General features: G+C 60.1%; 14 protein-coding genes and 1 pseudogene. 8 read left to right on the top strand and 7 right to left on the bottom strand.

The annotated features are described in order from the left end of the window. Window positions 1-107 precede the first annotated feature (107 nt). The 8 genes and pseudogenes from LYZ69_08665 (at window position 108) to LYZ69_08630 (ending at window position 8,800) form a co-directional block, all read left to right on the top strand. Entirely contained in the window at window positions 108-263 is a 156-nt protein-coding gene (locus LYZ69_08665; protein MDV3278516.1) for a hypothetical protein, read from the top strand. After that, the gene (locus tag LYZ69_08660; protein ID MDV3278515.1) at window positions 260-1,594 is read left to right on the top strand and encodes an amidase; all 1,335 of its coding nucleotides are present in this window, start codon (window positions 260-262) and stop codon (window positions 1,592-1,594) included. The genes LYZ69_08665 and LYZ69_08660 overlap by 4 nt, the downstream gene beginning before the upstream one ends. Window positions 1,595-1,877: 283 nt before the next feature. After that, a pseudogene (locus LYZ69_08655) lies at window positions 1,878-2,642 on the top strand (thiamine pyrophosphate-dependent enzyme). Between the two features lie 222 nt (window positions 2,643-2,864). Next, on the top strand, window positions 2,865-3,812 hold the full coding sequence (locus LYZ69_08650; protein ID MDV3278514.1) for an alpha-ketoacid dehydrogenase subunit beta: 948 nt from the start codon (window positions 2,865-2,867) through the stop codon (window positions 3,810-3,812). A 52-nt stretch (window positions 3,813-3,864) separates the two neighbouring features. Next, on the top strand, window positions 3,865-5,088 hold the full coding sequence (locus LYZ69_08645; GenBank protein MDV3278513.1) for a 2-oxo acid dehydrogenase subunit E2: 1,224 nt from the start codon (window positions 3,865-3,867) through the stop codon (window positions 5,086-5,088). A gap of 57 nt (window positions 5,089-5,145) precedes the next feature. Next, complete coding sequence (gene lpdA, locus LYZ69_08640) at window positions 5,146-6,543, top strand: dihydrolipoyl dehydrogenase (protein ID MDV3278512.1); 1,398 nt, start codon at window positions 5,146-5,148, stop codon at window positions 6,541-6,543. Further along, window positions 6,540-7,193 (top strand): lipoyl(octanoyl) transferase LipB, encoded by a 654-nt coding sequence (lipB, locus tag LYZ69_08635; protein ID MDV3278511.1) that lies wholly within the window; start codon window positions 6,540-6,542, stop codon window positions 7,191-7,193. The genes lpdA and lipB overlap by 4 nt, the downstream gene beginning before the upstream one ends. A 26-nt stretch (window positions 7,194-7,219) precedes the next feature. Further along, window positions 7,220-8,800, top strand: coding sequence for an aldehyde dehydrogenase family protein (locus LYZ69_08630; GenBank protein ID MDV3278510.1), 1,581 nt, complete (start codon window positions 7,220-7,222; stop codon window positions 8,798-8,800). Here LYZ69_08630 and LYZ69_08625 read toward each other — a convergent pair whose 3' ends face one another. From LYZ69_08625 to LYZ69_08595, 7 genes are read right to left on the bottom strand one after another with little or no spacing between them, the layout of a single operon-like run. Further along, the gene (locus tag LYZ69_08625; GenBank protein ID MDV3278509.1) at window positions 8,801-9,205 is read right to left on the bottom strand and encodes a hypothetical protein; all 405 of its coding nucleotides are present in this window, start codon (window positions 9,203-9,205) and stop codon (window positions 8,801-8,803) included. A gap of 1 nt (window position 9,206) precedes the next feature. Next, window positions 9,207-9,602: a 30S ribosomal protein S19 gene (locus LYZ69_08620; protein MDV3278508.1), complete on the bottom strand. Its 396-nt coding sequence runs from the start codon at window positions 9,600-9,602 to the stop codon at window positions 9,207-9,209. Continuing rightward, on the bottom strand, window positions 9,603-10,349 hold the full coding sequence (locus LYZ69_08615; protein ID MDV3278507.1) for a 50S ribosomal protein L2: 747 nt from the start codon (window positions 10,347-10,349) through the stop codon (window positions 9,603-9,605). It lies immediately after the preceding gene. A gap of 3 nt (window positions 10,350-10,352) precedes the next feature. Beyond that, window positions 10,353-10,619, bottom strand: a complete 267-nt coding sequence (locus tag LYZ69_08610) for a 50S ribosomal protein L23 (GenBank protein MDV3278506.1) — start codon at window positions 10,617-10,619, stop codon at window positions 10,353-10,355. Beyond that, the gene (rpl4p, locus tag LYZ69_08605) at window positions 10,609-11,412 is read right to left on the bottom strand and encodes a 50S ribosomal protein L4 (GenBank protein MDV3278505.1); all 804 of its coding nucleotides are present in this window, start codon (window positions 11,410-11,412) and stop codon (window positions 10,609-10,611) included. The genes LYZ69_08610 and rpl4p overlap by 11 nt, the downstream gene beginning before the upstream one ends. Before the next feature lie 5 nt (window positions 11,413-11,417). Further along, a complete protein-coding gene (gene rplC / locus LYZ69_08600; protein MDV3278504.1) occupies window positions 11,418-12,356 on the bottom strand; it encodes a 50S ribosomal protein L3 in 939 nt (312 codons plus the stop codon). A gap of 54 nt (window positions 12,357-12,410) precedes the next feature. Beyond that, window positions 12,411-13,226, bottom strand: a complete 816-nt coding sequence (locus tag LYZ69_08595) for a hypothetical protein (GenBank protein ID MDV3278503.1) — start codon at window positions 13,224-13,226, stop codon at window positions 12,411-12,413. Window positions 13,227-13,301: the final 75 nt, after the last annotated feature.

Here is a 13,301-nt window from a genome sequence, read left to right as displayed (position 1 = left end):
ATATCGGCCTATCATGACGTCATGAAGTTGCGTTCTACAGGCCACCAAGCGCGGGCGACGTCCGCGCTCGCCTACAGTACCAAGAGGCAGCGCGCAGCTGGTCGGGATTGAAAAGGCGAGAGACGCTTCCGATAGTCCCTGAATGTGCCCTGCCAGACGCACTCGCCAGTCTTGAAACCATCCGCTCCCAAGACAAGCTTCTGAGGCGGCTCATCAACGCCGAGCTCGAACCGCTCCAAGCCTTCGGACAGGGCAAACCTTGACTGAACTGGCAACGCTCACGATTGGTGAGGCATTAGGCATGCTCGCCACTAAGGAGCTCTCGCCGCGGGACATACTCGAATCGCAGCGCAGGGTCATCCTGCGTTCGAACAAGAAGCTGCACGCCTTCATCACGCTCCTGCCCACCGGGGTGAAGCAGACAAGACGAAAGGGGGAGCTCCACGGGATAACAGTCGCGGTCAAGGACAACATCTACGTGAAAGGTCACCGCACGACGGCGGGTTCCAAGGTCTTCCGCAACTTCGTTCCCGCCTTCGACGCAGACGTTGTGAAGCTGCTCTCCGCGGCTGGCGCGACATTGGTGGGGAAGACGAACCTCCACGAATTTGCCTTCGGGGCCACGAACATCAATCCGCACTTCGGCGACTGCAGGAACCCGTGGGACGACGAGAGGATCTCAGGCGGCTCAAGCGGCGGCTCGGCCGTGGCCGTTGCCTCAGGGATGGCATGCGCCGCAGTGGGCACCGACACTGGCGGATCCGTCAGAACCCCGGCGGCGCTCTGCGGTGTAGTTGGGTACAAGCCCACCTACGGGCTGACCAGCAGACGAGGCGTGGTGCCACTCGCGTGGAGTCTTGACACCGTCGGTTTCCTGACACGGTGCGTGTCAGACGCAGCGAGGCTCGCTCTCTTGTCATTCGAATCGAAGTCTTCACCTACGCTGCGCAGGCCGAAGCCAATGCCCCTCAAGCGGACGAGGATTGGTGTGCCGCGCAACATACTGGAGCCTCTGGACAGCGAAGTGCGGAGCAGCTTCGAACGGTCGCTTGAGCTCGCAGAGGGAGAAGGTGCGAGAGTCGTCGATGTGAAGTTCCTGCACATCGAGGAAATTGCGGCGAGCAGGAGTCTGATCACCCATGCTGAGGCAGCTTCGTACCACAGGGAGTACTTCGCTGCGAAGTTCAAAGACTACGGGAAGGACGTGAGGCGGCGCATCGCGCAGGGTCTGGCGATTCCCGCGGTTGTTTATCTTGACGCCCTGAGGGCGAGGAGCGCCCTGCTGGAGTACTACAGGTCAATCTTCAGGAGGGTAGACGTACTCGCGCTCCCAACAACTAGAATCCCCGCGCCCACTGTGAAGGCGAGCAAGAGTGACCGGACTGCCCCAGGGATAAGGACTGCTCTCCTCGGCCTGACCGAACCGTTCAACCTTTTCGGCGCACCCTCAATCACAATCCCGTGCGGGCTCACGCGTGACGGCCTTCCTGTGGGCTTCCAACTTGCAGGAGACATATACAGCGACCCAGCGGTCCTCTCCTTCGCGCTCACGCTGGAGCGGCTATTCCCGAATGTCTCCCTGAATGCCCGGTAGCTCTCAATTCAGTCGCCCGCCAGCACGCGACGCTTCGGAGATTGACGGATTCCCCGCGGCCCTTTCTCACTCTTTAAATAATTTCTAACATCGCGTCGCCTGAATGACTTCCCCCCGGATCCTCAGGGAGTCAGACCTGAACGTCGGCGACCTCGACGATGTGATGTTCAGGAGGCTGACACCCGAAGGCGCGCTCATCGGCGATGCTCCGAAGGCCACTCCCGAGACACTGAAGAGGATGTACTCCGCGATGGTCCTCGGCCGCACCTTCGACGAGAAGGCGATGAACCTGTCCACCCTCCGAGAGATTGGGACCTACGCGCCTGGGAAGGGGCAGGAGGGAGCCCAGATTGGCTTCGTGCTCGCGCTCGAGAAAGGCGACTGGTATGTCCCGATGTACAGGGACAGTGCCGGGATGCTAGCCTTCGGTCTGCCTCCCAGGCAGCTCCTCCAGTTCTGGGGAGGTGACGAGAATGGGATGCGCATCCCTGCTGGCGTCAACATGCTCCCGATCGCCGTGCCGGTTGCCACGCAGATTCCACACGCCACGGGCCTCGCGATGGCGAGGAAGATGCAGGGGGAAAAGTCGGTCACTCTGGTCAGCACTGGTGACGGCGGCACATCGAAGGGCGACTTCCACGAGGGAATGAACTTCGCCGGAGTCTACGACCTTCCCGTCGTCTTCGCAGTGGAGAACAACCAGTGGGCCATATCCGTCAAGAGGGACAGGCAGAGTGCGTCGAAGACGCTCGCCCAGAAAGCGCTCGCCTACGGGTTCGAAGGACTGTTGGTCGACGGCAACGATGTCGTCGCTTCTTATGAGGCGACTAGATACGCAGCGGAACGGGCGAGGCGCGGCGATGGCCCGACACTCATCGAGTTCTACACGTACAGGATGGGACCGCACACGACCGCCGAGCTTGTCTCAAACAAGCTCAAAGACCCGAAGGAGATAGCAGAGTGGGAGCACAGGGACCCAATCCTCAGGATGGAGAAGTTCCTGCAGCAGCGAGGGTACCTCGGCGAGCAGGAGAGGCAGGCTATACTCGAGTCCGCCAAGAATGTCGTGGCTGAGGCAGTGCAGGGCTACAGGAGTTCAACGGAAGCCGAACCCGCGGAGATGTTCAGGTACATGTACGATTCAATCACACCAGTCCTCGCCGGAGAGATGGCCGAGGCCTTCGGCAAGGGTGACACGCCGCAACCGGCACAAGAGGAGACGAAGCTCGCAGGCGGCAAGCAGGGGGTGAACATCAGGAACGCCTTGAACATGGCGCTCAGGCAGGAGATGGAAAGGAACAGCAAGATCGTTGTCTTCGGGGAGGACGTCGGAAAGAACGGCGGCGTCTTTCAGGTCACGAGGGGACTCCAAGATGAGTTCGGGCCAGACAGGGTCTTCGACACACCCCTGGCAGAGGCCGCTATAGCAGGCATCTTCGTGGGACTCGCGGCCGGCGGGATGGTGCCAGTCGCCGAGTTTCAATTCGACGGGTTCGTCCCTTCGGCCTACGACCAGATATTCGGGCACATCGCTCGGATGAGAAACAGGACTCGCGGCAGGTACACCACGGCCGGCGTCATACGCTTCCCCTACGGTGCCGGAATCAGGGCTCCGGAGCAACACTCCGATTCTCCTGAGGCCTACTTCGGCCACACGCCCGGGCTGAAGGTCGTCATACCTTCGAACCCATACGACGCCAAGGGACTTCTTGCCTCTGCCCTGAGGGAGCCAAATCCCGTGATCTTCATGGAACCGAAGCGCCTGTACGACTCGCCCAAGATGGAGGTTCCAGAGGAGGAGTATACAATCCCGATCGGAAAGGCGAAGGTGGTCCGGGAGGGCTCCGCCCTGACCCTCGTCGCTTACGGGGCGATGATGGTCCCTACAATGCAGGCAGCGGAGCAGCTCCGGTCTGCGAACTCGATTGAAGCCGAGGTAATCGACCTGAGGACCATCGCCCCCTTGGACTTCGAGACAATACTCGCGTCCGTCAAGAAGACGGGCAAGCTTGTCGTCGTGCACGAGGCGCCCAGGAGCTTCGGGGTCGGCGCTGAGATCGTCGCCACTGTGGTGGACAAGGCGCTCGACTACCTCCGGGCACCAGTCAGAAGGGTGGCTGGGTTCGATACCGTCGTCCCTCTCGCCAAGATGGAGGACTACTACGTGCCCAGCAAAGAGAGGATTCTCAAGGCGGCACTCGAGCTGGCCAGTTACTAGCCCGCGAAAAACACTAATAGGATGTGCCAGTCGTCCGGGGTTGGAATCTCCTTTGGATTACGAGTTCAGGCTTCCCGACATCGGGGAAGGCGTGGCGGAGGGTGAGGTACTGAAATGGATGGTCAAGGAGGGGGACAAGATCACAGAAGACCAGCCCCTCGTTGAAGTGATGACTGACAAGGTGAACGTTCAGATTCCCGCGCCCCGAAGCGGTGTGGTCACAAGAATCATGGTCAAGGAAGGGGATGTGGCGAAAGTCGGCCAGACGATCGTCGTGATAAAAACGGAGGGAGGAGCTGGGGCCACGACAGCCCCGTCCGCCCCGCAGGCGCAGGAGCCACAGATTCCACGCGTTACGTCGGCACCCCCTGCCCAGCCGTCGGCAGCCGGAGTCCTAGCTTCGCCCGCCACTCGCAGGCTGGCGAGGGAGCTAGGTGTCGACATGGGGACTGTGAAGGGGACGGGCCCTCAGGGGAGGGTGGTGGACGACGATGTCAGGAGGGCCTCCTCCCAAGGCAGCTCGTCGCACGCCGCCGGAACGCCGGGCCAGGTGCTCGTCGCGAGCCAGCCCGGGAAGGAGGAGCTGGTCCCGCTCAGGGGCATCAGGAAGACAATCGCGGACAGGCTGCTAAAGTCGCAGCAAACCACGGCTCAGGTCACCCATGTCGACGAGGCGGACGCAACGGAGCTGGTCCTCCTGAGGGAGGAGCTCAAGCCTATGGCCGAGAAGAGGGGCGTCAAGCTGACTTACCTCCCATTGCTCATCAAAGCGCTAATCCCCGCTCTGAAGGAGTTCCCCTACGTCAACTCCGCAATGGACGAGCAGGCTGGGAACATAGTCCTCAAGAAGTATTACAACATCGGCATCGCGACGGACACAGAGCAGGGACTGGTCGTCCCGGTCGTGAAGGACGCCGACTCGAAGGACGTATTTGCACTCGCTGTGGAGATAGATAGGCTCGCGGCGAGAGCCAGGAGCGGCCAACTTACCTTGGAGGAGGTACGCGGGTCGACCTTCACTGTGACGAACGTCGGGGCAATCGGTGGTCTCTTTGCAACGCCGATAATCAACATGCCAGAGGCTGCGATACTTGGGACCCACAAGATAACGAAGAGGGCAGTCGTCAGGGACGGGAAGATTGAGGCGAGGGACACGATGTTCCTCTCTCTCACCTTCGACCACAGAATCCTCGACGGCGCTTACGCCGCCAGGTTCACCAGCAGGCTGATCGACGCGATTCAGGACAGGACTAGACTGCGCGCCGCCCTCCAATAGACGCCTCCGCTCAGCAAGGTTTAAGCCAGCTTCGCACCCGAAGCGTCCGTCTCCTTCATGGACAGTTTCGACATCACCGTTATCGGGGGCGGACCGGGGGGATACGTCTGCGCCATCAGGGCCGCCCAACTGGGGCTCAAGACCGCCATCGTCGAGATGGAAAAGCTCGGCGGGGAGTGCCTGAACTACGGGTGCATCCCGTCGAAGTCGCTCATAACAGTGTCGAAGCTCTACGATAAGGTCAAGCAAGCAGAGAGGTTCGGCCTGAATGCGTCAGGCGTCTCTGTCGACTATGCGCAGATGCAGAAGTGGAAGTCTGAAGTCGTCGGGAAGCTCGTCTCAGGCGTGGAGTATCTCCTAAAGGGGAACCACGTGACGATAGTCCACGGCGAAGCGGAAATCCTGGACAGGAACACAATCGCAGTCCAGACCGCTTCTGGTCGCGAGGAGTTCTCCACAAAGAAGATTGTCATAGCGACGGGGACGCGGCCCATTCAGCTCCCAGGAATCGAGTACGACGGGAGCCTTGTGATCGGTTCGAAGGAGGCGCTCGATCTGATGAAAGCCCCTAGGAGGCTGGTCATCATCGGAGGAGGGGCCATAGGCCTGGAGTTCGCTTCGATGTACCAGAATCTTGGAAGCAATGTCACCATCGTCGAGGTGATGGATCAACTCCTCCCAGGCAGCGACCCCGAGGTGGTCAGGGTCGTCCACAAGAAGCTCGAGTCAAGGGGGGCCAGCATCCACCTCAGGTCCAGTGTCACCTCTGTCTCAAAGCGGGACGGAGTGACCAAGCTGGAGGTCGATACTCCAGAAGGCAAGCTCATGGTGGAGGCGGACGTTGTGCTTCAGAGCGTAGGGAGGAGGCCGAGAACTGAGAGGTTGAACCTACAGAAGGTCGGAGTCAACACCGACCAGAAGGGGTTCATAGTTACGGACAGCCGGATGATGACGAACGTCGAGGGGATTTATGCCATCGGAGACGTGAGGGGGCCACCCCTGCTCGCACACAAGGCGTCAAAGGAGGGAATCGTCGCCGCTGAATCTGCCGCCGGCTTGCCCACGGCAGCCGAATGGACGGTCATTCCAGACGCTGTCTTCTGCGACCCCGAGGTAGCCAGTGTGGGGCTCACCGAGGCGAAGGCCTTAGCCGCAGGCCACGAGGTCAAGAAGACCAGGTTCCAGTTCTCTGCCCTCGGAAGGGCCCTCTCGACGGGAGAGGCGGAGGGGTTCGTGAAGGTCGTGTCGGAGACGAAGAGCGGCTTGGTCCTAGGGGTGCAGATAGTCGGGCCGGAGGCTTCGAACCTGATAAGCGAGGCTGCACTCGCGATAGAGATGGGTGCCACGGTCGAGGACATAGCGCTCACAATGCACCCACACCCCACTCTGCCGGAGGCGATCATGGAGGCTGCCGAGTCGGCCGCAGGCCGTCCAATCCACCAGCTGAGAACATGACGGCCTCGCTTCTGGACCTCGGCACCGTAGAGTACGGCAAGGCCTGGGAACTGCAGAAGGTCCTTGTGGAGCGGAGGGCGAGAGACGAGGTCCCAGACACGCTGATTCTTCTCGAACACCCGCATGTCGTCACGCTGGGAAGGAAGACCAGCCCGGCCAACCTGAACCCCCAGGGCGTACCAGTTTTCACGGTCGAGCGAGGCGGCGACGCGACCTATCACGGTCCGGGGCAGCTCGTCGGCTACCCAATCGTGAAGCTTCACGACCACGATGTGAGGAGGCACGTGAAGGTCATTGAGAAGGCGCTAATCGCTTCAGTGGGGAGGTTCGGCATCGAAGCTGGGCTTGAGGAAGGCCATCCAGGCGTCTGGGTCGCAGGCAGGAAGCTCGCCTCAATCGGCGTGGCCGTCACGAACTGGGTGACCTACCACGGTTTCGCGCTTAACGTCAACACCGACATGTCGTACTTCAACCTGATCAGGCCGTGCGGGCTCGACCCTTCGACGATGACCTCGATGGAGATGCTTCTCGGGAGGCGGCTGGAATTTGCGGCAGTGAGAAGCGCTGTCGCCAAGGAGTTCTCATCCGCGGCTGGCGAAGCGTTCGTGAGACAGGAGCCAGCCAAGCTACCGAGCCTCGCGAAACATTAAGTAGAACTGACGGAGGCGCGCCATTTATGGCAAAGAAGTCCCCTCAAAAAATAACATACGTAACGCTCTTCGCTGACGAAAGCATCAATCCAAAGTACGAGGTAGCCCTGGCGAAATTCAAGAGCCAGCTCGGCCGCCGCTACCCGATGTACATCGGAAAGAGAGAGGTGGAGTCAGACGCCGGGACTTTTGAGCACCACAGTCCCATCGACACCTCCGTAGTCGTCGGAAGTTTCCAGGTTGGCACCCGCGAGCACGCCAGGGAGGCAATCGCAGAGGCCAAGGCCGGGTTCGAGCTATGGAGCGGGACGCCATGGCGAGAGAGGGTGAGGGTACTGGAGAACGCAGCGAGGGTCATAGACAAGAGGAAGTTCGAGATAGCAGTGGCGATCACATACGAGGTGGGGAAGAACAGGCTGGAGGCGCTGGCCGAGGCCTGGGAGGCAGTGGACGCAATCAAGTACTACTCCCGGCTGATGAAGGAGCATCACGGCTACGAGATCAAGATGGGACCTGGCGGGCCTGGTGAAGACTGCAAGCTCGTCTCAAAGCCGATCGGAGTCTGGCCGGTCATCTCCCCGTTCAACTTCCCGTTCATGCTGGCCAGCGGCATGGCTCTCGGGGCCCTCATCACCGGCAACTCAATCATACTGAAGCCTACCAGCGAGGCGCCTTTGACGGGTCTGATGCTGTATCAGGTGTACAGGGAGGCGGGTGTACCGCCTGGCGTGGTGAACTACGTCACGGGGCCCGGGGGGAACTTCGAGGAGGAGTTCGTCTCCAACCCTGACGTTGCGGGCATCGCCTTCACAGGCTCGAGGGACGTCGGCATGCGCCTCTTCCGCGGGTTCATGACCTCTCAACCCTTCCCCAAGCCGATTATCCTAGAGATGGGGAGCAAGAACCCGACGATTGTCACCGCGAAGGCAGACCTCAAGAAGGCTGTGGAGGGAACAGTGCGTGCTGCCTATGGCTACGGAGGACAGAAGTGCAGTGCCACCTCCAGGGTCTACGTCCAGAGGAAGGTGAGCGAGAAGTTCATCTCTGCCTTCCTCGAGCGCATCCAGAAACTCAGGGTCGGTGACCCAAGGGAGAAGGAAGTGTTCATGGGTCCCGTCATCAACCAAGCAGCCGTCGAACGGTTCGAGACCTCTGTCTCTGAGGCGGTCCAAGCAGGTGGGAAGGTCATTGCTGGGGGGAATGTCATGCGGTCCGGTCCGACCGCGAACGGGTTCTACGTGACACCCACGGTGATAACTGGCCTCCCTAGCGGCCACAGGCTCTTCAAGGACGAGCTCTTCGTCCCCCTCGTCGTGGTTGACGAGTTCGACTCAGTGGACGAGGCAGTTGCGAAGGCAAACGAGACCGAGTACGGCCTTACGGCCGGCATCTTCTCTGAGAACAAGGTCGAGGTCAGGAAGTTCTTCGACGGAATCAAGTTCGGTGTCGTCTACGCGAACAGAAGCGGAGGTTCGACGACGGGAGCGTGGCCCGGCGCCCAGAGCTTCGGCGGCTGGAATGCGAGTGGTGCCACGGGGAGAGGGGTGGGCGGGCCCCACTACCTGTTGAACTTCCTGCGCGACCAGTCGCAGACCAACGTCAGATGATTAGAGCGGCATAAGGTACAGCGCAGCAGCGATTAAGAGCCCGAGGGGCCACCAGACCGAGACTTCGTGGCCATTCACGGTGAAGCTCCCGAAGAGCATCGTCGTCCACTCGCCCTTCACTACCCGGCTGCCCCTCCACGCAAAGTAGGCCATGTCCTCGGCGACCGCGACCAGGAAGGTGTTCCCAGCCCACGCCGAGACGGGGAGAGCGAACGCGACCACCACGAAGGTGGGCAGGAGGAGGTACGCCTGGTAGGGCGAGATTATCCAGAAGGCGGCCTTCTCGTAGAAACTCTCGACCTTCCTCGTCCACTCCTCCTCCCTCCTGTTCACGTACCTGTACTCTATCCCGGCGAAAAGCACGGCGAAAGCGACAGACCTCAGGAACGAGAATGGCTCGAACAAGTCACTTTAGCGGCACGTACAGGCTCGAACGGCTCGCACCGATTCCAGGAGTCCCGTGAACCACCTTCTTGTTGGTGATCACGAACTCTCCGAGGTACCTCCCGATCATCTCTGGTTTCACCTGGAGGGCGACGAACTCCTTGCCGTTGTGCACGTTCAGCGTCAGACCGACCATCGAAGGCAGGACTATCATGTCTCGGGCGTGAGTCTTAATCTGCCCCTCGATCTTACCATCCTTCATGGCCCGCACGTCCTCGAGCAGCTTCCTCTTCTCGTCGGAGACACCCCTGTTCAAGGAGCGCCGTGCCCTTGACGGCAGCAGCTGCAGCATAGACTCTGTGGACATCGACTGCATCTCCTCAAGACTGTGCCCTCTGTACCTGAACTCTTTCGGCAACTACTCCCTTACCTCCATGCTAGCCCTAGGCAACCTCCCCCTTCCTGTCTTCCTGGGGGCTATAAGGCCGACCTTCCTGCCCGGCGGCGCGTTCCTCGAAGTGCTCGTCGACTTGCCAGGATGCTGATGTCTGCCTCCTCCGAACGGATGGTAGACCACGGCCATTGCGATTCCTCTCATGCGAGGGTAGACCCTCCCAGAAGCCCTCATCGCGTGATGCCTCTTGCCTGCAGTCAGGAAGGGTTTCTCCCTCCTTCCGCCTCCGGCAACCTCGCCCACAGTCGCCCTGCACCTCTCGTTCACCAATATGTTCTTGCCTGAAGGCAGCTTCAGTATGGCCCTCCCTCCTGACTTCGAGAAGAGGACGGCCGAACCGCCGGATGCTCTGACGAGCTTCCCTCCGTCGCCTGGCCTCAGCTCCACGTTGCACACCTTCGTCCCCTCTGGTATTGCTGAGAGGGGCAGTATGTTACCTCCCACGGGGCTCGCCCCCGCTCCGATTGAAACCTCGCTCCCAACAGAGAGACCCACGGCTGCGGGGACATAGGTGAACTGCCTCAGGCCGTACTCGAGCTGTGCAAGCGGCGCGCTCCTTCCCCTCTCATCCAGGATGGCAGTGACGCGGGCCTTGTCCGAGCCGGCCAACGGAACATTCGGGTACCTCGACGGTGCTATCTTGCCGATGATCGGGGCCCTGAACTGTATGCCAGCCTTGCCGCGCCTGCGTTGAAGAATCCTCTTTCCCATCTGTTACACCAGCCCCAGCTTTGTCGCGAGGTCTGCTGCGGAGCTCTCCTCTGCCAATCGCACAAACGCCTTCTTCCCCTTTATCGTTCTGGCAGTGTTGACCGCCCTGACCTTGACCTCGTAGAGCGCCTCGACTGCATTCGCTATCTGGACCTTGGTGGCCCCGTCCCAGACCAGGAAGCAGATCTTGTTCTCCTTCTCTATCTGGTCGAAGGTCCTCTCGGTCACGTACGGTCTCTTCACTATCTTCTGCGCGTCTTCAAGCCGCAACTGCGACTACCTCCTCTTTCTCTGGCGAGAGCGCTCCGAACGCCGACTCGGTCCACAGGGTTAACCTTCCAGGGACACCTCCCGGGGCAAGGTTGAGGACGCTCAGACTGTCAACCCTGGCCACGTCGACGCCTGGGATCGACCCAGCTGCCTTGCCTACTCCTCTGTCGTTGGTCACCACTAACAGAGGCCCGACCTTCTCTTCGTACGCCCTGCCCCTGAGCCTAGACTTGCCGGGATTCCTCTTGATGCCTCGGTACAACCTGCTCATCTCCTCAGCGAGGTCCAGCTTCTCGAAGAACGCAGCCAATTCCGAGGTCTTGCCCAGCGCCTCTACGTCGTCTGAGACAACCATCGGGAGCGACACCTTCTTGACCCTGTGCCCCCTAGACTGTATAGCCTCCAGATTCGCAGTGTAGGCTATGGCCGAGGCCGTTGCTAGGCGTCTCTCCTTCGAGTTGATTTTGAGGTAGATGACCTTCTCAGACCTAGGCGGATGCGCAAGCCTTCCCTTCACGACGCTTGCAATCCCTCCTGCCATCCCTGACCTCGAATACCTGCTCCCCTTCACCCTCGGAACCCTGGACTGGCCAGTCCCGGTGGGCGGGCTGTGCGTCTCAGCAGTGGTCCTCTCTCCAGCCATCGGGTCCCTCCCCTTCGGCTGAAGGGTATGCGAGCCAATGAGCCAGAACGCCCTCCTAATCAGGTCGGGTCTCAGCGCGCCTGTGAACACGTCAGGCACCTCGACCGTCCCTGATTGCTTTCCATCCAGCCCCAGCACACCGACCTTCATCAGCGCTACGCCCTCGCCATCGTGCTCACTTCAACGACTTGGGGTGGAGCCTGACTCCTTGGAACCCAGCGTTCCGGGAACCTTACTATGACGAACCTGCTGGCAGGGCCAGGAACGGAACCCCTCAGCACAGCGTAGTCGCCGTTCACGACCCCGAAGTGTAGGAAGCCCCCCGCGGGCGTTATCGGCTTTTCCTTGCCGTTTCCCATGAGAAGAATCCTCTTGCCTGTCTCTGTCCTCTGGTGGAATCCCATTTGGCCCGCCCTTGCGACTGTGTACATGACCGCTGCAGGGTGCCAAGGGCCGATGACACCGACCGCTCTGACGCTCTTCCTTGACTTGTGCTGCTTCCTCTTCACTCCGAACCTGGTCACAGGTCCCTCGAATCCCTTTCCCTTCGTGATGCCGAGGACGTCAACGTACATACCCGGCCTGAAGACTTCTGAGAACTTGACCTTCTTACCTACCAGACCGACAGCGTAGTCAATCTGCGACTTTATGTCACCACCCCCGACGCCGACCTCGAAGACGAGCGGCTCCTTTTGGGACAGCCCGACCTCGCTGGGAACAACGGAGACGACTGCCGCTACCCTATTCACCTTCTCCATTGGCACGCCGGCTGGCAGGCTCTGCCCGTCGGCGATTGCGACTTCGTATCCGTTCTCGCATCCGTAGAACCTTATGCCCTTCACCTCAGCGTCAGGGAGGGACAGGACGCTCGAGAGGTTGAAGAGAGGCTTGCCGAAGTTGGGCGTCTTCGCCCTGTCGTCGACTGTGATTGCGTGAATCGTCCCCGCCTTGAAGGCTGGAAACCCCAGAATCGTCGGCTTGTCGCTCGCTATCTTGGGCCAGTTTCTCACTCTGGGAACACGCCTGTTCGCACGTCCTCTGGGCCTGTATGCAAGGCTACCCCTGCGTGGCGCACTATGCTTCCTGTGACCCAATTCACTCTAACCTTTCCCGAACCCCGTTTTTCGTTCAGCCTTTAAGCTTTCCACTCAAACTGCCAATGTATTCACGAGATTGAGTGCTGCGAAGATTGCCTCTTCAGTCCTGACAGTCTCGACGTGTTGCTCAGGGAAGAGATTCAATACGAACGAAATCCTTTCGCTGAGCGTCCGGCCTGCTATGTCGAAGAGCCCCCTCGCGGGAGAACCGAACATGATAAGGATGGAAGCGGACTTCAACACAGCCTCGCGCACCTGGAAGACCTGAGACTGGAGATTGTTCCCATACCTCGAGGTGGCGATTTTCAGCCCGAACCTCTTGTCAGCTATGACGTCGTCCACAGTCCTGACCTCGACCACGTAGCCCCAGTACTCGTTGACCTTCTCCCTCTCCACGAGCTCGGCGGTCAACGGGCTCTTCGACGCGAGCTTGACAGTCACCCTTCTGTTCGCGCCGATCCTCTCTTTCATCCTCGGATTGCTGTCAAGACCTATGTCTACCGTGCCGTCGGCGTTTGTCACACCCTCCCTAACGTCTCCCACCTGCAGCTTCTCGACAGGTATCTTCGGCTTGTGGGAGGGTATTCTCAACGGAGGAAGAAGCCCGGCATACCTGAGAGACTCGTCGATGGAGTACAACCTCTTCCTGAGATACTGCGGCGTCTCCAAGTACTCGAGGATCTTCTTGATCAGCCTGGCCTCTCCTCTCCCCTTCTCGTCCCTGAACACCTCGACAACATCGACGCCGTAAATCGCGCACGCCCTTGCTATCGAGCCCATCTTGACCGTCTTCTCTCGGGGCGACTCTCTCTCCTCAAGCACAGTATCAGGAATCGCGATCGCCAGGTTCCTCCCCAGAAGAGTCAAGCGTCACTTACGTCCGAGGCGCGTTAGTTCAGCTTTTCCTGTCACACCTCGATGGACTTCAATAAGTAGATGAGT

This window comes from Nitrososphaerales archaeon (assembly GCA_032906765.1).
In the GTDB taxonomy this organism is placed as follows: Archaea; Thermoproteota; Nitrososphaeria; order Nitrososphaerales; family Gagatemarchaeaceae; genus DASPPF01.
Note: the sequence above shows the minus strand (reverse complement) of the source record. Positions and strands in the feature narration are given on the sequence as shown.